Origin of the sequence: Paenibacillus sp. NPDC058174 (assembly GCF_042883865.1) — a bacterium.
Lineage (GTDB): Bacteria > Bacillota > Bacilli > Paenibacillales > Paenibacillaceae > Pristimantibacillus.
In genome coordinates this window covers 109670-131339 of sequence record NZ_JBHVUY010000005.1, presented here as the reverse complement: position 1 = coordinate 131339, position 21670 = coordinate 109670, and the positions used below count along the sequence as shown (strand labels likewise).

The window sequence follows — 21670 nt, the reverse complement described above, 5'->3', positions numbered from 1 at the left end:
CGGGCTTTTTCGTTAAACAAATGGCATCCAAACGATTGTCAGTTTGGATGCCATTTGTTATGAATTACAAACCTTTGAGCGCTTTCGCTGCAATATCCGTCCGGCTGTGCATGCCGTCGAAATGAATGACGCTGACTGCCTCGTATGCACGAGCACGAGCTTCGGCAATGTCGCGGCCGCGGCCGACGACGCCTAGCACGCGTCCCCCGTTTGTAACAATGCTGCCGTCTTTCTCAGCCGTTCCTGCATGGAACACGAGCGCGCCTTGCGCTTCTGCCGCTTCCAGACCGCTAATGACACGGCCTTTCGGATACGACGCCGGATAGCCTTCCGAAGCAACAATAACGCACACTGCCGCTTCATCCTTCCATACGATATCCAGCTGATCCAGCCTGCCGTTAAGCGATGCCAGTACGATATCAATCAATTCGGTTTCCAGCTGCGGCAGAACAACCTGCGTCTCTGGATCGCCCATACGCGCATTGAATTCGATCGTTTTTGGACCGTCCTTCGTAATCATCAGACCTGCGAACAACACGCCGCGGAATGGACGTCCTTCGCTAACCATGGCCTTCGCTGTAGGAATGATAATGTTCGTAATTGACTCATCGACAATGGATTGCGGAATATGCGGAAGCGGCGTATACGTGCCCATGCCGCCCGTATTCGGACCTTTATCGTTGTCATAGACCGGCTTATGATCCTGTGCCGGAACCATCGCGCGAACCGTCTCCCCGTCTACAAATGCAAGAATCGACATTTCCTGTCCTTCGAGGAATTCCTCGATGACGATCTGGTTGCCAGCTTCGCCGAATACCTTGTCGACCATCGCTTCACGCAAAGCGCGCTCAGCCTCTTCCATCGAATAAGCGACCGTTACGCCTTTGCCTGCGGCAAGGCCGTCCGCTTTAATCACGATCGGAATCGCTTGCTCGCGCAAGTATGCCGAAGCAGCCTCGTAATCGGTAAACGTCTCATACTTAGCGGTCGGAATATTGTATTTTTTGAGCAGGTTTTTCATAAAAATTTTGCTGCCTTCAATTTCAGCCGCCGCTTTATTTGGTCCGTATACCGGAATCTGATGCGCTTCGAAAGCATCTACGATGCCTTCCGCAAGCGGATCATCCGGGCCTACGAATACAAGGTCGATCGCAGCATCCTTCGCAAACTGTACCAGTTCATCGAATTTGTTAACAGCAATCGGCACGCATTCAGCCAGCTGTGCGATACCCGCGTTGCCCGGCGCGCAAAAAACTTCCTTGACCTTCTCGCTTTTTTTCAGCGCCCATATGATGGCATGCTCGCGTCCGCCGCCGCCAATAACTAATATTCTCATGCTTGTTGCCTCCCCCCGCTAAGCTTTTATTCTAATGTTTGAAATGGCGTACGCCAGTGAGTACCATTGCGATATTGTTCGCATTTGCCGCTGCGATCGATTCCGCATCCTTCACGGAGCCGCCTGTTTGAATGATCGCTGTAATGCCATGCTTGGCAGCCAGCTCAACCGTGTCGCCCATCGGGAAGAAAGCGTCCGAAGCCAATACGCCGCCTGCAGCTTGCTCTCCTGCTTGGTCAAGCGCAATGCGTGCGGAGCCCACGCGGTTCATTTGGCCAGCGCCAACGCCAATCGTCATATCGTTTTTCACGACAACAATCGCATTCGATTTCACATGCTTCACGACTTTCCAGCCGAACAGTAATTGCTTCAGCTCTTCAGCCGTTGGCTTGCGGTCTGTAACAAATTGCAGATCCGCTTCCGTCAGGCTGCGAACGTCGCTCTCTTGTACGAGCATGCCGCCGTCAACTGTCGTAACGAGCCATTCCGGCTGACGCTCAGCCGCTGCTACCGACAGCTCGCCCAGCTTGAGCAGGCGGATATTTTTCTTCTTCGACAAAATTTCCAGCGCTTCCGGTGTAAAGTCCGGTGCAATAATGATCTCCAAGAAGATTTGGCTCAGCAGCTCAGCTGTGTCTGCACCAAGCGTGCGGTTAGCTGCTACGATGCCGCCGAAGATCGACGTTGGGTCAGCAGCATATGCTTTTTGATAAGCTTCATGGATGTTGACGCCGATGCCTACGCCGCAAGGATTCATATGCTTAATCGCTACGACAGCCGGCTCGTCGAATTCTTTGACGATCGCAAGCGCCGCGTTTGCGTCATTGATATTGTTATAGGAAAGCTCTTTGCCGTGCAATTGCTCGGCAGTCGTAATGTTGCCTGCAGCCGCAAGCGGCTTGCTGTAGAAAGCAGCCTTCTGATGCGGATTTTCACCGTAACGAAGATCTTGTACTTTCTCGTAAGTAACGGTGTAGCTCTCTGGAAGAGGCTCGCCTACTTGCTTCGACAGATAATCGGCAATGAGAGTATCATAAGCAGCTGTATGGCGGAATACTTTCGCAGTCAGACGTTTGCGCGTCTCCAGCGTCGTGTCACCGCTAGCTTTCACTTCTTCGATAACCGCAGCATAATCCGAAGCGTCAACGACAACGGTTACGAACTTATGGTTCTTAGCCGCCGAGCGGAGCATCGTAGGACCGCCGATATCGATGTTCTCGATCGCATCTGCGTAAGCAACATCCGGATTAGCAATTGTTTGCTTGAACGGATACAGATTCACGACAACGAGATCGATGTAGTCCAGACCAAGCTCTTTCATCACCTTTTGATGCTCTTCATCGTCACGAACAGCGAGCAAGCCGCTGTGTACTGCCGGGTGCAATGTTTTCACACGTCCGTCCAGTATTTCAGGGAAGCCTGTTACGTCCGAGATGCCGATAACCGGAATGCCTTCCTTCTCCAGCAGGCTGAACGTGCCGCCTGTCGAAATAATTTGCACGCCTTGGTTGGCGAGCTCACGAGAAAATTCTACGATGCCCGTCTTGTCCGATACACTGATTAACGCTCTGCGAATAGCCACGCGATTATCCTCCTTATGAGTTCAAAAGTAGTTTATCGTTAACGCTCCAATTGGAGCCATGCTGAAATGGATGAATGAGTAAAGTATTGCAGCTGCACACCGCAGCCTCTAGAATGCGATAACGACTTTACTTGCTCAAGGTTACATGACGGCCGTTCAGCGTCACTTTACTTTGAGCAATCCATTGCGCCACCTGCGGCAGCAACTGCTGTTCGGCCGCGTGAATACGTTCGGCGAGCGAAGCTTCCGTATCGCCCTCCAGCACTTCAACGGTGCGCTGCGCGATAATTGGCCCGCTGTCCAAGCCGCCATCCACATAATGCACGGTAACACCTGTTACCTTGACGCCATATTCCAAAGCTTGACCGATGCCGTTCACGCCGGGGAAAGACGGCAGCAGCGACGGGTGAATATTAATCATCCGCCCGTAATAAGGCTCCACCAGCACCGGCGTAATAATGCGCATATAGCCGGCCAGCACGATCAATTCAACTCCGCGGCGTTCCAGCTCCACAAGAATCTCGGTCTCATACGCTTCACGGGACGGATAATCCTTCGGCTTGAACACAAACGCTTCTATACCAGCCTTCTTCGCGCGCTCAACAACAGGTGCGGATGGCTTATCACAAACAAGGAGCTCGATGGTCGCATCGAGCCCTCCTTGTTGCACCGCATCGGCCAGAGCCTGGAAGTTCGTTCCCTGCCCTGACGCGAAAACAGCTAACCGCAATGCTCCCATTACACTTCCGCTCCCGTGAACGTAACGATTTTGCTTCCTTCCGTTACGGTTCCGATGCGGTAAGCTTGCTCGCCAAGCTCAGCTGCAATGCGAAGCGCTTGCTCTGCCTGCTCGGCAGGAACAACCACGATTAACCCGATGCCCATATTAAAAGTCGTAAACATATCCCGGTTCGTAATTTGGCCTTTATCCTGCATCAGCTGGAAGATTGGCAGAATCGGCCACGAGCCGTATTCGATGTCGACGTTAACGCCTTCCGGCAGTACGCGCGGAATGTTCTCGATAAAGCCGCCGCCTGTAATGTGCGCCATGCCTTTAACGTTTACTTGCTCTATCAGCTTCAGCGCCGATTTCACGTAAATACGTGTAGGCTCGATCAGAACGTCGCCAAGTACGGCGTCGTTAAGCTCCGGCAGACGCTGGTCCAGCGCATAGCCGCACTCTTCAAGCAGAAGACGGCGAACGAGCGAGAAGCCGTTGCTGTGAATGCCGCTGGAAGCAAAGCCAAGCACTGCGTCGCCAGCAGCAATCGTCGTGCCGTCGATGATTTTTTTCTTGTCGACAACGCCAACTGTAAAGCCAGCGATATCGTATTCGTCGCCTTGGTACATACCAGGCATTTCTGCTGTTTCGCCGCCAATCAGGGCGCAGCCGGACTGTACGCAGCCGTCAGCAATCCCTTTTACGACCGCTTCGATCTTCTCCGGAACGACTTTGCCGCATGCCAGATAGTCCAGGAAGAACAACGGCTCGGCGCCTTGTACGATAATGTCGTTGACGCACATCGCAACCGCGTCGATGCCGATCGTATCATGCTTGTCCATTGCAAAAGCAAGCTTCAGCTTCGTGCCTACGCCATCCGTTCCGGATACGAGCACCGGCTCCTCGTATTTGTCCTTGTTCAAGCCGAACAATCCGCCAAAGCCGCCGAGGTCGGTCAGCACTTCGGGACGGAACGTCTTCTTGACGTGCTTCTTCATCCGCTCAACCGCTTCATTGCCTGCCGCAATGTCGACGCCGGCTTTTTTATACGCTTCTGCCACTACAAGTCATCCCCTTTATATATGGTTGTTGCATTTTAACAGCTGCAGCTTTTATCCGATTCTTCGTTGACCGGAGTCGGGTAGTCATTGTCAAAGCAAGCCAGGCACATGCCCCGGTTATAAGCGCCGTCATTGCCGCCTACCGAGTCGATGAAGCCTTCATTGGTCAAGAACGACAACGAGTCCGCATTGATCATGTCGCGAATTTCCTCCACCGTACGGGAGGAAGCGATCAGCTCCTTGCGGTCCGGCGTATCGATGCCGTAATAGCAAGGGTTTTGGAAAGGCGGCGACGTAATCCGTACATGGACTTCCGTAGCACCCGCTTCGCGCAGCATATTGACGATGCGGCGCGACGTCGTGCCGCGAACGATGGAATCATCGATCATGACGACGCGTTTGCCTTCCACCACTTTACGAACGGCGGACAGCTTCATTTTAACGCCTTGCTCACGAAGCTCCTGCGAAGGCTGGATAAAGGTCCGGCCGGTGTATTTATTTTTAATGAGGCCAAGCTCATAAGGAATACCAGTCTGCTCCGCATAGCCAATCGCTGCCGAAATACTGGAGTCCGGCACGCCGGTTACGATATCCGCGTCCACGAACGCTTCCATCGCCAGCTGCTTGCCCATCCGTTTACGGGCGGAGTGGATATTGATCGTATGAATATCGCTATCGGGTCTTGCAAAATAAATGTATTCCATCGCACAGGTTGCTCTGCGTTCCACTTCGGCATAACGGTCCTCGCGCAGGCCGTTCTCGTCGAGATAAAGCAGCTCGCCCGGTTGAACGTCACGCACATACTCGGCTCCGATGGATTCAAATGCACAAGATTCCGACGAGAAAACGTAGCCGTCGCCGATCTTGCCCATTACGAGCGGCCGCAGGCCGTTCGGGTCGGATGCGACAAGCAGCTTGTCATTCGTCATGATGAGGAACGCGAAGCCGCCAACGATCCGCTGCAAAGCTTCCTTAGCCGCCGTCTCGAAATCCTTCGGCGAGCGGGCGATCAAGTGAGCGATAACCTCAGTATCGCTGGACGTCTGGAAGATCGAGCCTTGGCTCTCCAGCTCCTTGCGAATTTCAGGCGCGTTTACGATATTGCCGTTGGTTGCAACCGCAAGGTCGCCGTCCCGGTAGCGGAAAATAAGCGGCTGCGCATTCGCCAGCTTGCTCTCTCCCGCCGTCGAATAGCGGACGTGGCCGATCGAACGGTCGCCTTTCAGCGAGCTGATCTTCTCTTTATCGAATACTTCCTTCACAAGCCCCATCCCGCGATGATAAGCAAAACGGTTATGGTCTTCCGTATCCACCGTACAGATGCCCGCGCTTTCCTCGCCGCGGTGCTGCAAGGCGTGAAGGCCGTAATAAGAAAGCGAGGAGGCGTTCGGGACATTGAATACCCCGAACACACCGCACTCCTCACGCAATTTATCGAAAATATCGTCACGGCCGATGCCTTCGTTATAATGGCTTCCCGTCCACAGCGTTAGCTGTTTTATTTCATCAGACATGGAATCGCATCCTTCCAGACCTTCTCCAGTTGTTGTACCGGCGCAGCAACGCCGGACTTGCCGTTAATGTTAATGGTCAGGCTGCCGCCTTTTACCGTACCGATAGCTGCATTAGTCAGCCCTTGCTCGCTAAGCAGCGATTGCAGCGCAGCCGCTTGCTCCGGCTTCGCCGACAGCAGAATGCGGGATTGCGATTCGCTGAACAGCGCGTGATCCGCACGAAGCTCAGTTGCTACGTTTACTTCTGCGCCGATGCGGCCGCTGATACAGGATTCTGCAAGCGCCACCGCCAGGCCGCCTTCGGACAAGTCATGCGCCGAAGCGACAAGTCCTTGCTGAATCGCGCCAAGCACCGTGTTCAGCAATGTTTTTTCCGTTGCCAGATCAATCACTGGCGGACGGCCTTTCGCTTCGCCCGTCAGCACGTATTGAAGCTCGCTGCCGCCGAATTCCGCTTTTGTCTCGCCGACAAGAATAATAACGTCGCCTTCTTGCTTGAAGCCTTGCGTCGTAATGTGATCTGTATCATGTACGAGACCTACCATGCCGATAACCGGTGTCGGATAGATCGCGCCTTTGGCATTCTCATTGTACAAGCTGACGTTGCCGCCAATAACCGGTGTATCGAGCACACGGCAAGCTTCGGACATGCCGTCTGCCGATTTCTCCAGCTGCCAGAACACTTCCGGCTTCTCCGGGCTGCCGAAGTTCAGGTTGTCGGTAATCGCAAGCGGCTCTGCACCGGAGCATACGATGTTGCGCGCCGCTTCCGCTACTGCGATTTTTCCGCCTACTTCAGGGTCGAGGAATACATAACGTCCATTGCAGTCCGTCGTCATTGCCAGACCTTTGCGTGTGCCGTCGATTGTAACAACTGCAGCATCAGAGCCAGGCTGAACGGCTGTCGATGTGCGAACCATGTAGTCATATTGGCTGTAAACCCACTCTTTGCTTGCTACAGTTGGGGAAGCCAATACTTTTTCAAGCGCGCCAGTCAGATCATTGATTTCAGCGAAATCAGCTGTATCGATCGATGCGCTTGCTGCGAAGGAAGCCGGCTCTTGTGATGGTTTTTCATATACCGGGCACTCGTCAACGAGCGCTTTAACCGGCATATCCGCCACTTCTTCGCCTTTATGGAATAAGCGGAGACGTCCGTCATCCGTTACTTTGCCGACTTTGGCGCAAATAATGCCCCAACGGTCAAAAATTTCTTTCGCTTGCGCTTCATGCTGCGGCTCAACGACGAACAGCATGCGCTCTTGCGATTCAGAGAGCATCATTTCATAAGGCGTCATGTCTGTCTCGCGCTGCGGAACTTCGTCGAGGTACAGCTCAAGGCCGTTGCCTGCTTTCGAAGCCATCTCTGCACTGGAGCAAGTAAGACCTGCTGCGCCCATATCTTGAATGCCAAGCACGATGCCGGAATCGATCAGCTCAAGCGTAGCTTCCATAACGAGCTTCTCCATGAACGGATCGCCGACTTGTACCGCCGTACGCTTCTCTTCGGATTCCTCGGAAAGCTCAACGGAAGCGAAGGTTGCGCCGTGGATGCCGTCGCGGCCTGTTGCCGGTCCCACGTAAAATACAGGGTTGCCAACGCCTTTAGCTACACCGCGCTGGATTTTGTCATGATCGATCAAGCCTACGCACATTGCGTTAACGAGCGGGTTGCCCTCGTAGCTCTCATCGAACATCACTTCGCCTGCAACCGTTGGAATGCCGATACAGTTGCCATAGCCGGCAATGCCGCTTACAACGTTCTCGAACAAATATTTAACGCGGTCATTTTCCAGACGGCCAAAGCGCAGGCTGTTCAACAGAGCAACCGGGCGCGCGCCCATCGAGAAAATGTCGCGGATAATGCCGCCTACACCTGTCGCTGCGCCTTGGTAAGGCTCAACGGCGGATGGATGGTTATGCGATTCGATTTTGAATACAACCGCTTGGTTGTCGCCGATATCGACGATGCCGGCGCCTTCGCCAGGTCCCATCAGGACGCGCGGGCCGGTGATCGGGAATTTTTTCAGGATCGGCTTGGAGTTTTTGTACGAGCAATGCTCCGACCACATAACGCTGAATACGCCGATCTCTGTATAGTTAGGCTTGCGGCCGAGAAATCCGCAAATAAGCTCATATTCATAATCCGTAACGCCAAACTGCGTGTAAATGCGCTGATCCGCGATTTGTTCCGCTGTAGGCTCCTTAGCCGTTAACTGCTGCGCCATGTTGTTCCCTCCATGCATTCAAAATCGATGTGAACATCCGTTTGCCGTCTTCCGAGCCGAACAATTGATCCATCGCGCGCTCCGGATGCGGCATCATGCCGACCACGTTGCCGCGCTCATTGCTTACGCCTGCGATATTGTCAACCGAGCCGTTCGGGTTCGTATCGCCCGCATAGCGGAATACGATCTGATTGTTTGCTTGAAGCTTAGCAAGCGTCTCGTCATCGCAGTAGTAGTTGCCTTCGCCATGCGCAATCGGGATGCTGATCACTTCGCCTTGCGAATATTGATTCGTAAACGCCGTAGCGCTATTAACCACTTCAAGCGGCGTTTGGTGACAACGGAATTTCAGTCCGTTGTTGCGGATCAGTGCGCCTGGCAGCAGGCCTGCTTCCGTCAGGATCTGGAAGCCGTTGCAGATGCCGAGGACGAACTTGCCTTCGTCCGCCGCTTTCTTCACTTCATTCATAACCGGGGCAAAACGGGAAATCGCGCCGCAGCGCAAGTAATCGCCATAAGAGAATCCGCCAGGAACGAGGATGGCGTCAAAGCCGCTCAGGTCCGTCGTTGTATGCCATACGTATTCGACTTGCTCGCCAATTGCTTCAACGGCTTTAAAGCAGTCGATATCGCAGTTGGAGCCGGGAAATACCAGAACCGCAAACTTCATCGTGTTAACCCTCCAGTTCGAAACGGTAATCTTCTACGACCGTGTTCGCGAGCAGCTTCTCGCACATCGCTTTAACTTGCTCTTCCGCTTGTGCACGGTCCGTCGTATCAAGCGTCAGCTCCAAATATTTGCCGATGCGCACTTTGCCGACATCGCCAAAGCCCATCGTGTGCAGTGCGCCTTGAACGGCTGTTCCTTGCGGGTCCAATACATTTTCTTTAATGGTAACGTAGACGATTGCTTTCATTGTGGCCTCCTGGAAATGTGAGTTTTCCGAGATGGTAGTTAGAAGAAATCGGCTGATGCCCGCTCTTTCCGCGCGGGTGTCCGTCTTCATCGCGTTGAACATTGAAAAATTCTGATTCCACAGGATCGTGGAAATTTTTCAATTGTTCAAAAGCGAACGCCTTTCGGCTTTCAGATCGGACACCCCCGCTTCAATTCGCTCACAGCGATTTGTTCTAAAAACATCTCGGGTGGTCGGTGAAGAAAGGGTGGCCCGGCCGCTTTGTCCGCGGCCGGTGCACGTTTTTTATATGATCAAAGTTCATAAAGCCAGCTTTCAAGCTTTTTGAACCGTCTTATTCCGTTAGACGACGGTAGATGTCTAGGTAACGATTCGTTGTTTCATCTACGACCGATTGCGGCAGCGGAGCTGGTTTGCTGTCGCGATCCCAGTCGGAGCCGAGAAGATAAGTGCGAACCGGTTCCTTGTCCATGCTGTCGATTTCGATATCGAGCGCATAGTTGCCCTCGGCCCAGAAACGCGATGCATCCGGGGTAAAGATTTCGTCGATCAGAATGACTTTGCCGTCCACAAGTCCGAATTCGAATTTGCAGTCGGCGAGAATGATGCCGCGCTCTGCGCAATACGCATGAGCAAATTCATATAGCTTGATGCTGCGGTCGCGAAGCTCTTCAGCGAGCTCGGCGCCTACCATTTCCTGCATCCGTTCGAACGGAATATCTTCGTCATGGCCAACGTCGTTTTTCGCTGCCGGCGTGAAGATCGGCTGTGCAAAACGTTCGTTTTTGCGCATGCCGGCCGGAAGCGCGATGCCGTTGATCGCTTGCGTTTGCTGGTATTGTCTCCAACCTCCGCCAGTGATATAGCCCCGGACAACACATTCAATATCGATCCGCTCTGCTTTGCGAGTCACCATAATGCGGTTTCTCAGCAGCTCAGGCTCGCTAACGAGATCCCCCAGCTTTTCCACGTCCGTATGAATGACATGGTTTGGCTGAATCGAAGCGGTCTGCTCGAACCAGAATGCCGACAGACGGTTCAGCACATTGCCCTTCTCCGGCACAGCCGGGTCCAGCACATAGTCGAATGCGGAGATGCGGTCGGTGACGACGATCAGATAATGCTCGCCGAGATCGTACAGCTCGCGTACCTTTCCTTTATAGAGCAGCGGCGCTTTTACATACTCCGCAGCGGTAGACAATGCTTGCGATTGCGCAGTCATTCTCCTCTTATCCCCCTTCGTTCAATCCAGGCTTAGTTCAATCCAAGACGTGTGAAAATCGTATCGACATGCTTCAGGTGCCACGAAGGATTGAAAGCATCATCGATTTCTTCCGAGGACAGCAGGCCTGTAATTTCCGGCGTCGACTCGATAATGTCGCGGAATTGGCGCTGCTCTTCCCAGGCTTGCATCGCACGCGGTTGAACCGTATCGTACGCTTGCTCACGGCTGAGGCCTTTGTCGATCAGCTTCGTCATGACGCGGCCGGAGAACGGTACGCCAAACGTGCGCTGCATGTTGCGTTTCATATTTTCCGGGAATACAGTCAGGTTGCCGATGATGTTGCCCAGACGGTTCAGCATGTAGTTAAGCAGCATCGTTGCATCCGGCAAAATAACGCGTTCTGCGGACGAGTGGCTGATATCGCGCTCATGCCATAGAGGTACGTTCTCGTAAGCTGTCAGCATATGGCCGCGGATAACACGGGACAAGCCGGAGATGTTCTCGCAGCCGATCGGGTTGCGTTTATGCGGCATTGCCGAGGAGCCCTTTTGGCCTTTTGCAAACGGCTCTTCAACCTCGCGGAATTCCGATTTTTGCAGGGCGCGAATCTCAGTTGCGAATTTATCAAGCGAAGTCGCAACCAGCGCCAGCGTAGCCATATATTCGGCATGGCGGTCACGCTGCAGCGTTTGCGTGGAGATCGGGGCAGCCGTAATGCCAAGCTTGTTGCATACGAATTCTTCAACGAAAGGATCGATGTTGGCATAAGTGCCGACAGCGCCGGAGATTTTACCGAACTGCACGCCGTTTGCCGCATGCTCAAAGCGCTCTAGGTTGCGCTTCATTTCCTCGTACCAGAGCGCCATTTTCAGACCAAAAGTCGTTGGCTCTGCATGAACGCCGTGTGTACGTCCCATCATTGGCGTATCTTTATATTGAATCGCTTTCTCGCGGAGAATGCCGATAAAGCGCTCGATGTCTTTTTTCAGAATGGCATTGGCTTGCAGCAGCAAGTAGCCAGTCGCTGTGTCGACGACGTCTGTCGAAGTCAAGCCGTAGTGCACCCATTTGCGCTCAGGACCAACTGTTTCGGATACAGCGCGCGTAAAGGCGATAACGTCATGACGAGTGTCCTGCTCAATTTCGTAAATGCGGTCAATGTTAAAGCTTGCCGATTTGCGCAGCGCTTCTACATCTTCCTTCGGGATAACACCAAGCTCGGCCCACGCCTCGCAAGAGCATAATTCCACCTCAAGCCAAGCTTGAAATTTGTTCTGCTCCGTCCAAATCGCTCTCATTTCCGGTCTGCTGTAACGCTCTAACATGTACGGGTCACACCTTCCAAATTGTAGTCTCTTCTATCCATTGCAGCGCTGCTTCCACGTTGTCGGCCAATACGTTCATATGGCCCATCTTCCGCTTATGCACCGCGTCTTTCTTTCCATATAAGTGAAGCTTAGGTGCTACGTTCAAACGTTCCGCTGCATCATCGTGCTCTTGTACGCGGGCTAGAAGCGGCTCGACATGCTGACCTAGCACATTGACCATCACAACAGGTGTCAATAATGAGGTATCGCCAAGCGGCAAGTTGCATACCGCCCGCACATGCTGCTCGAATTGCGAAGTACGGCAGGCCTCCATCGTATAATGTCCGCTGTTATGCGGCCTAGGCGCCAGCTCGTTGACGTAAAGCTCGCCGTCTGTCGTCAGGAACAGCTCGACGGCGATCAGACCTACAACGCCAAGCCCTTCAGCAATCCGCATCGCCAGCTTTTCGGCTTCCCGCTGAACTTCATTAGAAATACGGGCAGGCACGATGGACAGATGCAGAATGTTGTCGATATGAATATTTTCCGCCGCAGGGAATGCCTTAATCTCCCCCTGAGGGCTTCGCGCCGCGATAACGGACAATTCCTTCTCGAACCGGATGAATTGCTCCAGCACGAGCTCCGCGCCGCTGCGGTTCAGCGTCTCATAAGCTTCATCAATCTCCTCAAAGCTGCGAATAACCCATTGCCCTTTGCCGTCATATCCGCCCGTAGCGGTCTTCAACACGCAAGGCAGACCGAATCGTTCTGCAGCCGCTCTCAGCTCCTCTGCACTGCGAATCTCGCTGTATGGAGCTACTTGCACGCCTGCCGCTTCGATCGCCCGCTTCTCCCGCAAGCGGTGCTGCGTCGTGTAGAGCAGCTCGCTGCCTTGCGGCACGTACGATTCAGCCATGAGCATCGCTGCTACGCCTGCATCTACGTTCTCGAACTCGTAAGTAATGACGTCCGCACGCTTCGCCAGCTCTCTAGCGGCCTCGCGGTCATCGTAAGCGGCTACGATCTGCTCCGACACTTGACCGCAAGGCCCGTCCGGGGTCGGATCAAGCGCCACGAACCGGTAGCCCATCGCGCTGCCCGCCAGCGCCATCATCCGGCCAAGCTGTCCGCCGCCCAAGATGCCAATCGTGCTGCCCGGCGCAATCGTCCGTTCAGCGTTCATGCGCTTGTCTGCTTCTATTGTCATAGCGTTTCACTGCTTTCCAGCACTTCCTGCTGAATGCGTGCGCGCCGCGCTTCAACACGCGCCAGCAGCTCGGGATCAAAAGCGCCCAGCATTTGCGCCGCCAGCAATCCGGCATTCGTGCCCCCGGCGTTGCCGATTGCAACCGTCGCTACCGGAATGCCGCCTGGCATTTGCACGATCGAGAGAAGCGAATCCAGCCCGTTCAAGTTCGATGACTTGACGGGCACTCCGATGACCGGCAGCAGCGTTTTGGCCGCTACCATCCCTGGAAGATGAGCCGCGCCGCCTGCTCCTGCAATAATGACCTTTAACCCGCGTTCAGCGGCTGTTTCTGCGTACTCAAACATTAAATCCGGGGTACGGTGTGCGGAGACTACCTTTTTCTCATATGGAACCTGCAGTTCTTCCAACACGTCGCAAGCTAATTTCATTGTGTCCCAATCGGACTTGCTGCCCATGATAACGCCAACCTTCGCAGACATGCGCTAAACCTTCCTTCATTTATAATTTGATATTCCCGGCACTTGGCCCTAAACGCACAAAAGTCCGGCTTGCAGCCGTAGAATATACACGATTGCTTAACCGGACCCGAGCGGAGCATCGTATACGCCTTTTCTAAATGAAAAGGCGATTCGATGCGGTTGCTGGCAACAATTGGCTTTACTTCGCTAATGCGATAACGCAAAGACAGCAGAAGGCTGCCCTATGGAAGGGCAACCCGTTCAATTGTTTCAGCGTGCTCGTAGTCCGAAAATATGGTTTTCGGGTAGAAACTTTCGGGCCAAATCCCGAGGATATACGAGTGTTCGACTATTGCGGCGGAATGTTCCGCCTTGACCTATTCTAGTTTATCCAATCCCTCCATAGCTGTCAATGAATTAAGAATAAAATACGAACATTTCTGTGCATTCAAATTAAGAAAGTTCGTTTTTGTGTCAAGATGTATCAAAATATACAGGCTGTCCGCCAAAAGAAGCAGCATATTAACTTGTAATCCGCTGTGTACATAGGAAGATAATTCCAATCCCCTGCCATTCTGCCATTCGCTTGCTTGCAGCTTATAAATTCCACCAAAGTCCGGATAGCTTTATTGTCGGCTAAGGGCTGATCCGTAAACACTGCTGTGAAAAAAAGCGACCGGCAACGGCAATGTCATTAGTTGCTTAACTTAATGACATTGCCGAATGCGATCGCTGCTTTTTCAACAACTTATTTTATTTCTTCCAGCTCTCGATTCCCGTCTCGAATTGCTCGAACGGATGCTGAACCGAAGCTTCCATAATATCCGAATAGTATGCATGGCTTGCCGGAACGTCAGACCATTTCGCGTCAACTTCAACATGCCATGGTTTGCGTTCATGCAGGCGGTTAAAGATCCGGACAACCTCTAGTCTCGTAATCGGCTTGTTCGGATTGAATGTCTTATCCGTAAAGTCAAACAGCAAGCCCTGCTTCTCAACCGTTGCAATGGCTTTCTCCGCCCAGTGTCCGGAGAGATCTGTGTAGCTGCTTTCTTTCTCAACGTCCCATTTATACAGGTTCGTCAGCAATTGCGCAAATTCTGCACGTGTAATTTGTTTGGTTGGCTCAAACGTATTTTTGCCGGTGCCTACCATCCATTTGTTATTCGTCGCGATTGCGATTGCATCCGCTCCCCAGTATTTGGAGTCCACATCCGTAAACGATAGTTTCTTAGAGTTCGTGGATGGCTTGTACAAACGGCTCAGGATCGTAGCAATTTCCGCACGGACAATGCCGCGGTCCGGCTTGAACGTTCCGTCCGGATAACCGATCATGTACGGATTATGAGTACCGGAAGCCTTCACTTTCGGATCCGCCGAGAAGCTGAACTTCACGATCGTTTCGCCGACATGAATGACTCCGCCCTTAATAAAGCTGTCATCTCCAAATTTCTCTTCGCGCTTATCGTTGCGGCTGTCGAATACAACATAACCGTCCTTCTCGCCCAAGAAGTAGTAATCGGCATTGGCGTATACCATCCAGCCGTATTCACCTTTTTCCGAGCTGATCTGCGGGTTGTGGTTTTTGTTAGGTGCGAAATCCGGCAGCTCCGGCAGATTAACAAGCGTTCCAGGGGTTCTGCCTTTGGAGCGGTTCAGTTCGGTATCCGCCCAGTACAATTTCATATTAACGCCAGCAATAGGCTCATTCGTTATCGTATCAAGAATCGTGCCGTACGGATCGACCAGGTCGACCGTCAAGCTTGCATTTCCATTGCTGTCAACAACAAGCTTGCCTGTAGGACCAGCCAGTTTTTCACCATTTGGCGCAATTACGTTCAATACAAGCTTGTACTCGCCCGCAGCAACTTTCGGAAGCGTAAAGCTGCCGTCTGCATTCATTACAATGTTTGGCACATTCACTTCTTGACCGTTGGCAGACTTGATTTTACCCGATACCTTCAGGTTTTCTCCAACAAGCTTCGTGATTTTGTCCTGAACGGTTTTACCGCCATCGGACACCGTCACCTTCGTATTCATTGGCTGCTCAATTTCAGGTGTTGGCGGTGTATAAGGTACAGAAGGCGTAACCGTAACGACATTGGATACACCCGCATATTTGCCCGACTCAATAGACAAGCGGAAATAGTAGGTTGTGCCGTTCGTCAATTCCGCTACAGTCGCGCTCGTCGAAGTCTCATCCAGCGTTTCAGTCGTTGTCGCAGGCGTGAAGTTCACGCCGTCCGTAGACTGTTCAACTACGATATTCGTCGCTCCGGTTAAAGCCGGGAACGTCAGGGTCGCTTTGCTGCTGCCCCTAGTTGCTGTCAGAGCGGTCAGCTTCTCGGCTGGCGAGATTTGGACTACATTGGATGTTCCTTTATAGAATCCCGATTTGACTACCAGACGGAAGAAGTATTTTTCACCGTTTGTTAAACCGCCAATTGTAGCGCTCTTTGAAATGCTGTTCAAAATCTCTTGCGGAAGAATTGGTGTAAAGCTGGTACCGTCTGCAGACTGTTCAACTACGATATCTCCGTCCTCAGCATCAGTAAGAGCCGGAAATTTCAGTGTCACTTGTCCGTCCTCTGAAACAGCCGACAGAGTGGTCAAGGGACCTGGAGCTGCTGCAGCTACATAAACGGTAAATACTTTCTCGCTTGTAAGCCCGTCTTTAATAATCGTCGCCTTCAGGTTCACATAGACGCCAGGCTGTGAAGTAACCGGTCTAGTAACCGTTCCGTCCGGTGCGATGATGGAAGGCTGATCGGAGGACCAGATGGTAGTTACATCTTCGTCTTGCTTAAATGTAATATTATTTTTTACGGAATTTTTATAATCGCCCGTACTAAATTCAATATCTGTGTTGTCTTCTGCCTTTTCAATAGCCAGAATGGCTTCCTTATAGTCCGAAATGATCTGGTTCGCAACACGCTCGGCTATTTCATCAATAATATCAGGAATATCTTGGCCGGAATCTACATGCTTGCCGCCATTGATAAGCTCATCGATAAAGTTTTGGTTCGTTTCCGAATAGACCGAAGCTGTAACACCTACATATTGTGCGCCGTTGTTATTCAATGTGTCTTTCAGCTTGGACTGGTTTGGACCTCCATCCAGGCTCGATTGCGGGTCATCGCTAATGTTTACGACATAGCGCAATGGCGCATGCGTATCCCATACAATATCGTCAACGGCTTTGTCTAAAGTCTTGGTTGACGTGGAGAACAATTTCATATTGTCAAAAGCAAAAATCGAGATGATCTCGCAGCTATGGCTTGTATAGCTGACAATTGGACCAAATTCATTGCCGTAAGCCGCTGGAAGTGTGAGGTCCTTAATGAGCTGCTCTCCGTTATCCCACATATTCAATTTCGTTTCTGTTACATTAATTTTAATTGTATGATGAGTAGAAGTACCCTTCGGATAGTTTCCGATTGGCGTAACGCCTGGGATCGAGGCTAAAGTTCTTCCTGTCTCGTTGTGCAAAGCCGCTGCGTCCACGCCGTTTATGCTGTAAACCTTGATAGCGCCTTGTACATATAGAATAGCGTAGCCGCTTAATTTGCCCGCTCCATCGATCTGTGTATTAAAAAGAAAGCCGCCGCCTTCCATACTGTGATAATCCACTTTGGACTCATCCATATCGAAGGTAATAATCTTCTTGCCGGAAGGCGTTCCGCTCGTCAGCATGAAGTCCTTATAGGCCGGCTGGGTGTAACCATAGAAAGTCAGCGTTTTGCCGTTATTGGACACTTGAACGTGATTGTAATCCGCCGTTTCAACGGACGGAGTAATTGTCCATCCATTATTAATGTACCAGCTGTCGTAGCCGGAATGTACGTGTGAGTCCGATACAGATGCCGGATCTGCACTTGCGTCCATAATCGATACATACTTAGGATTGACGCCCGCTGCTGCCAGCTTGGCTTTGACCGCATCATTTAAGAAGCCTTCAAGCATATTCGTATCATAAGTTTTTGTACTTTCACCGAGATTATAGTACACCTCGGCTACTGGCGACAGTGCGTACGTCATTGATGCATTTGTAACCAGCAACAGGAAAGCCATTGCCATTGCAAACATTTTCTTCTTCATCTGATCCACCCATTCTGTAAGATTAACAACAAAGTCTTGCGTCTCATTCCTCAACAGCTAATGACATCTGCCGATAGAACTACCCAAATTAAGCGTTAAGCACCTTGCGAAACCCCACACCCCTCCAAACTATTGAAGATGTTAGTTCCAACATAGCAGAGGCTTCTCTCAAAAATCTCTCAAATTCTTCTTTATTCGACATGCCCGCCCGTATCTCGCGCGCCTGCTTGGCGCATGGTGCGGAAATTGGTAGTTTTTTGAGAGATTTTTCACGTATAGTAGTAAATATAGGGGTGTGACTACATATGAAGAAATGGATCGGCTGTTTGGGCGTGGCATGCGCTTTAATCGCCATTCTCTATATGATTTTTAGCGATGAGGATACAAGCTCCGTCCATATCAAAGCGGTGGACGGCGTACTCGATTTGCGGGGATTGTCTGATTCTCCTTTCGCATCGTTAGCCGGCGACTGGAAATTTACCAGCAGCTCATTCACCTCTCCGGCAGAACTATCGAAAAAAGCGGAGCATGTGCCGGTTCCCGGGCCATGGACGCCAAATACGCAATGGGGCACCTACCAGCTCACTGTGTATCTGCCTGCTGATTGGTCAGACGTCGGTCTTCGCGTTCGGAACATCTGGTCCGCTCATACGATCTATGTCGACGGCCAAATCATTGCGGAAATCGGAAAGACTGCCGTCACCAAACAGGATACGGTTCCAAGCAATCCTTCCTATGAGGCGTACTTCAGACCGGAGAACCGGCAGATTGTTATTACCATCCATGCCTCCAACTTCTACAATGTAAGAGGCGGAATCGTGCTTCCAATCGACATCGGAGATGCCGAGGCTATCAAACAAGACGTGCAGCGGGATCTTTCCCTGGAATGGGCTGCCGTCCTATGCTTGCTGTTATTCGGAATGTACCACTTAACGATCTATTTGCTGCGGACGAAGGACGAGGCCTTCTTATACAGCGGACTATATTTTCTAATACTGGCACTCGTTATCGCTCTCCGCGGAGAGCGGCTGCTCATACGTGAATTTCCGTCATTTCCTTTCGAGCTTTACTTTCGCTTGCAGGATGCCAGTACATACTTGATCTCCAGCTTACTGCTAGTCTTTATTGCCAAAATAATTCCTTCGGCCATGAAGCAGCGGACGCTGCTTCTGCTTTTGCTTCCGCTCCTCCTCTACGCAGCATTAAATGCCATTCTCCCGGCAAGAACCTTGTCGGGTATGCAATATCTGTTTTATTACTATATGGATGGATTATTTGTCATCTTTATCGCTCGCATAGGTTATTTAACGGTTAAAAATCGGATTTCCATACGCAGAAACGAAGCCGTTATTCTTATCATGATGCTGCTGTTTCTCGCCCTATTCGCAATAAGCAGCTCGTCGGACAATTTGTTCTTCTCCGGCCGCAACAGCTGGAACCGAATTGGCTTGATCGGAAGCGTATTGGTGATGAACGTGTTTCTCGGCATCCGTCTTATGAACCGGACGGAGGAATCGGAGCAGTTAACCAGCCGGCTGCAGAAGGCGAACGATACGAAGGATGATTTCTTGAAGGTCGCTACGCAAGATTTGCAGAAGCCTTTGCATGACGCCATCCACTTGATTAAATCGATTGTACGGGAGCGCAATCACCGTAAGCAGGGGGAGCAGCTGTACTTAGCCGAGCAGCTTATTGGCAACATGGTGTATGTACTGAGAGATTTGAATGATTTTACCCGCATCCGATTTGACGATTACGCCATTCAGCTCAAGTCCACCAATCTCCGGATGGTCATGCATCATGTTCTTCAACTGATGCAGCTTACGTTGGCGAAGAAAAAGATTCATATCAACGAAAAAATATCGAAGCAGCTTTACGTATGGGCAGATGAGCAGGCTCTGGCACAAGTGCTTCTGCGCATGATGACCGAGGTTGCTCACGATACGGCGGAAGACAGCCTGACGATTGAAGCAGTCATGGCCGGAGGGGACATCCTGCTTCATGTGACGACAAACCGCAACTCTATCAGCGCAGGCGGAGAGCGGCAGCTCTCTTCAAGATTAATGATGACAGCGGAGCTCGCTCAACAAATGAATGGAAGCATTCAATATAAACGTGTGGAGAACGCCATCACCTTCACTCTCAAATTGACTTTCAGCGAGTGCAAGGAGCCGGATACCGTTACGGAACACGTCTACAGTGTACAAGCTGCCGCATCCGCTGAAGAGCGTGAGCTTCAGACGCTTCTCATAGTAGACGACGATGTCATGCACGGAGAAGTGATGCGGGGCATATTGAGCGATACTTACCAAGTACGAGTTGCTTATACGGCGCAAGAAGCGCTGGACTATTACAGCAATCATCCGGATATCGCGATGATCATGATCGACGACATTATTCCGGGCAGCATGAACAGTCTTGAATTGCTTCAGAAAATCCGCAAGCAGTCCTCTCTAATGGAGCTTCCAGTTATGATGATGATCTCATCGGAATATCCAAGACATATTGAGGCAATCTTTGCCTCAGGCGCTAACGATTACATCATTAAGCCATTCTCGAAAGAGACGTTAATGGCGAGGCTGAACGCTGCCGAACAGACGAAGCAATCGATGCAGAAAGCGATCAAATATGAGATGGCGTTTTTGCAAACTCAGATTAAACCGCACTTTCTGTATAATGCGTTAAGCAACATCATTTCCTTCTGCTATACGGATGGCGAACGCGCTGCTTACCTGCTGACGATGCTCAGTTCCTTCCTCCGCTATATCTTCGAAACGAGCCGGGACGGACAATTCTCAACGCTGCAGAAGGAGCTTGAAATCATTGAGGCTTATGTCGAGGTGGAGAAAGCCAGATTCGGGGAGCGGCTGACGTTCGCCTATGACATCGACCCGCTTATCGACACCGAGAACATTCGGATTCCAAGCCTGCTTCTGCAGCCTTTGGTCGAGAACGCCATTCGCCACGGCCTATTCGACAAAGAAGGCCCGGGACATGTGCAGGTATCAATCAGCGCCCGCGATTCTCTCCTGCATATGCGAGTCACTGATGATGGCGTAGGCATGACAGCGGAACGCCGCGCTCAATTGCTGGAAGGAGAAACTGCCAACGTCGGAATCGGATTTACGAATGTGCGCCGGCGCGTGGCTGATCTTACCCAAGGCAGTCTGGAAATCGACTCCTTGCCGGACAAAGGAACCACCATTCAAATTACGATACCTGTTAAGGAGGGACTAGACGATGTGGAAAGTCATTCTCGTTGAGGATGAAAAACCGATACTGGGTCTGCATGCCAGATTGCTTGAAACCTACGGTCCCTTTGAAATTGTGGGCCGTTTCGAATCACCGTTCGAGGCGCTGCAGGAAATCCCGCGGCTAAATGTAGATGCGCTGCTGCTCGATATCGAAATGCCGAGAATGACAGGGCTTCAGCTTGCCCAAAGCTTAGTGGAGAGCGGCATTGATGTGCCAATTATATTTACAACGGCCCATCAGCAATATGCTGTTCAAGCCTTCCGTGTACAAGCGCTCGATTATCTCTTGAAGCCGATGACTCCAAATACGGTGAAGCAGCTCGATGAGCGCCTTCAGAAATATTACGGCAAGAAAGAGAAGCCTCCCCTCAAGAAGGAGCTTGAAGTTCAGCTGTATGGGGAGGCTTACGCCAAGAAGAGCGAGCAGCTTGTGAAATGGCCTACTCGTATAACAGAGGAGCTGTTCTACTATTTTCTGCTGCATGACAATAAGCTGTGCTTAAAGTGGCGGATCATTGATGATCTATGGCCGAATGTCGACGAAAACCGCGCTCTCCCTAACCTGTACAACACAATTTACCGCATGCGGCAATTATTCATGGAGCTGAATGTGCCCATCGTCATCGACCGTATAAACGACGGGTACATGATGAATGCCAACAACAGTGTCATCTTAGAGCCGAAGGAGCGTCCGGATGCGCAGCTGCTGGAATCCAAAGGATATTTATGGGCATACCGGCTGGAGACGAACTAAAGCAA

The 21670-nt window shown here is 51.5% G+C and carries 15 protein-coding genes and 1 riboswitch; of the genes, 2 read left to right on the top strand and 13 right to left on the bottom strand.

Features of this window, described 5'->3' with window-relative positions; all coding sequences use genetic code 11:
• Window positions 1-64: 64 nt before the first annotated feature.
• The 13 genes from purD to ACFVVF_RS22510 all read right to left on the bottom strand — a co-directional run bounded on the left by purD (window position 65) and on the right by ACFVVF_RS22510 (window position 17657).
• Window positions 65-1336, bottom strand: a complete 1272-nt coding sequence (purD, locus tag ACFVVF_RS22570) for a phosphoribosylamine--glycine ligase (RefSeq protein ID WP_387814493.1) — start codon at window positions 1334-1336, stop codon at window positions 65-67.
• A gap of 31 nt (window positions 1337-1367) precedes the next feature.
• On the bottom strand, window positions 1368-2918 hold the full coding sequence (purH, locus tag ACFVVF_RS22565) for a bifunctional phosphoribosylaminoimidazolecarboxamide formyltransferase/IMP cyclohydrolase (protein ID WP_387814491.1): 1551 nt from the start codon (window positions 2916-2918) through the stop codon (window positions 1368-1370).
• Between the two features lie 127 nt (window positions 2919-3045).
• Window positions 3046-3657, bottom strand: a complete 612-nt coding sequence (gene purN / locus ACFVVF_RS22560; protein WP_387814490.1) for a phosphoribosylglycinamide formyltransferase — start codon at window positions 3655-3657, stop codon at window positions 3046-3048.
• Window positions 3657-4700, bottom strand: coding sequence for a phosphoribosylformylglycinamidine cyclo-ligase (gene purM / locus ACFVVF_RS22555; RefSeq protein WP_042167180.1), 1044 nt, complete (start codon window positions 4698-4700; stop codon window positions 3657-3659). Before purM ends, purN begins: the two co-directional genes overlap by 1 nt.
• Before the next feature lie 35 nt (window positions 4701-4735).
• Window positions 4736-6214 carry an amidophosphoribosyltransferase gene (gene purF / locus ACFVVF_RS22550; RefSeq protein WP_387814487.1) on the bottom strand — a complete coding sequence of 493 codons (1479 nt, stop codon included), beginning with the start codon at window positions 6212-6214 and terminating at the stop codon, window positions 4736-4738.
• Complete coding sequence (gene purL / locus ACFVVF_RS22545; RefSeq protein ID WP_387814485.1) at window positions 6199-8442, bottom strand: phosphoribosylformylglycinamidine synthase subunit PurL; 2244 nt, start codon at window positions 8440-8442, stop codon at window positions 6199-6201. Before purL ends, purF begins: the two co-directional genes overlap by 16 nt.
• Window positions 8420-9112, bottom strand: a complete 693-nt coding sequence (gene purQ / locus ACFVVF_RS22540; RefSeq protein WP_387814483.1) for a phosphoribosylformylglycinamidine synthase subunit PurQ — start codon at window positions 9110-9112, stop codon at window positions 8420-8422. The genes purL and purQ overlap by 23 nt, the downstream gene beginning before the upstream one ends.
• Window positions 9113-9116: 4 nt before the next feature.
• A complete protein-coding gene (gene purS / locus ACFVVF_RS22535; protein WP_042167190.1) occupies window positions 9117-9359 on the bottom strand; it encodes a phosphoribosylformylglycinamidine synthase subunit PurS in 243 nt (80 codons plus the stop codon).
• Window positions 9360-9693: 334 nt separating this feature from the next.
• Entirely contained in the window at window positions 9694-10581 is an 888-nt protein-coding gene (locus ACFVVF_RS22530; protein ID WP_387814481.1) for a phosphoribosylaminoimidazolesuccinocarboxamide synthase, read from the bottom strand.
• A 32-nt stretch (window positions 10582-10613) separates the two neighbouring features.
• Window positions 10614-11909 (bottom strand): adenylosuccinate lyase, encoded by a 1296-nt coding sequence (gene purB / locus ACFVVF_RS22525; RefSeq protein ID WP_188890883.1) that lies wholly within the window; start codon window positions 11907-11909, stop codon window positions 10614-10616.
• 7 nt (window positions 11910-11916) lie between these two features.
• Complete coding sequence (gene purK, locus ACFVVF_RS22520; protein WP_387814479.1) at window positions 11917-13098, bottom strand: 5-(carboxyamino)imidazole ribonucleotide synthase; 1182 nt, start codon at window positions 13096-13098, stop codon at window positions 11917-11919.
• Window positions 13095-13580, bottom strand: a complete 486-nt coding sequence (gene purE, locus ACFVVF_RS22515; RefSeq protein ID WP_188890881.1) for a 5-(carboxyamino)imidazole ribonucleotide mutase — start codon at window positions 13578-13580, stop codon at window positions 13095-13097. The genes purK and purE overlap by 4 nt, the downstream gene beginning before the upstream one ends.
• 241 nt (window positions 13581-13821) lie before the next feature.
• A riboswitch (purine riboswitch) is annotated at window positions 13822-13920 on the bottom strand.
• A gap of 392 nt (window positions 13921-14312) precedes the next feature.
• A complete protein-coding gene (locus tag ACFVVF_RS22510; protein ID WP_387814476.1) occupies window positions 14313-17657 on the bottom strand; it encodes an S-layer homology domain-containing protein in 3345 nt (1114 codons plus the stop codon).
• 305 nt (window positions 17658-17962) lie between these two features.
• Between ACFVVF_RS22510 and ACFVVF_RS22505 the strand changes: the two genes are divergently transcribed.
• A complete protein-coding gene (locus tag ACFVVF_RS22505) occupies window positions 17963-20920 on the top strand; it encodes a histidine kinase (protein ID WP_387814474.1) in 2958 nt (985 codons plus the stop codon).
• Window positions 20898-21665, top strand: coding sequence for a response regulator (locus tag ACFVVF_RS22500; RefSeq protein ID WP_387814473.1), 768 nt, complete (start codon window positions 20898-20900; stop codon window positions 21663-21665). Before ACFVVF_RS22505 ends, ACFVVF_RS22500 begins: the two co-directional genes overlap by 23 nt.
• The last annotated feature ends 5 nt before the right edge of the window (window positions 21666-21670 follow it).

What these genes read in the sequence shown, in the direction of transcription:
- purD (WP_387814493.1), bottom strand. Translation starts at nt 1,336, where the DNA reads ATGAGAATATTAGTTATTGGCGGCGGCGGACGCGAGCATGCCATCATA.
- purN (WP_387814490.1), bottom strand. Translation starts at nt 3,657, where the DNA reads ATGGGAGCATTGCGGTTAGCTGTTTTCGCGTCAGGGCAGGGAACGAAC.
- purF (WP_387814487.1), bottom strand. Translation starts at nt 6,214, where the DNA reads ATGTCTGATGAAATAAAACAGCTAACGCTGTGGACGGGAAGCCATTAT.
- purL (WP_387814485.1), bottom strand. Translation starts at nt 8,442, where the DNA reads ATGGCGCAGCAGTTAACGGCTAAGGAGCCTACAGCGGAACAAATCGCG.
- purQ (WP_387814483.1), bottom strand. Translation starts at nt 9,112, where the DNA reads ATGAAGTTTGCGGTTCTGGTATTTCCCGGCTCCAACTGCGATATCGAC.
- purS (WP_042167190.1), bottom strand. Translation starts at nt 9,359, where the DNA reads ATGAAAGCAATCGTCTACGTTACCATTAAAGAAAATGTATTGGACCCG.
- ACFVVF_RS22530 (WP_387814481.1), bottom strand. Translation starts at nt 10,581, where the DNA reads ATGACTGCGCAATCGCAAGCATTGTCTACCGCTGCGGAGTATGTAAAA.
- purB (WP_188890883.1), bottom strand. Translation starts at nt 11,909, where the DNA reads ATGTTAGAGCGTTACAGCAGACCGGAAATGAGAGCGATTTGGACGGAG.
- purK (WP_387814479.1), bottom strand. Translation starts at nt 13,098, where the DNA reads ATGACAATAGAAGCAGACAAGCGCATGAACGCTGAACGGACGATTGCG.
- purE (WP_188890881.1), bottom strand. Translation starts at nt 13,580, where the DNA reads ATGTCTGCGAAGGTTGGCGTTATCATGGGCAGCAAGTCCGATTGGGAC.
- ACFVVF_RS22510 (WP_387814476.1), bottom strand. Translation starts at nt 17,657, where the DNA reads ATGAAGAAGAAAATGTTTGCAATGGCAATGGCTTTCCTGTTGCTGGTT.
- ACFVVF_RS22505 (WP_387814474.1), top strand. Translation starts at nt 17,963, where the DNA reads ATGAAGAAATGGATCGGCTGTTTGGGCGTGGCATGCGCTTTAATCGCC.
- ACFVVF_RS22500 (WP_387814473.1), top strand. Translation starts at nt 20,898, where the DNA reads ATGTGGAAAGTCATTCTCGTTGAGGATGAAAAACCGATACTGGGTCTG.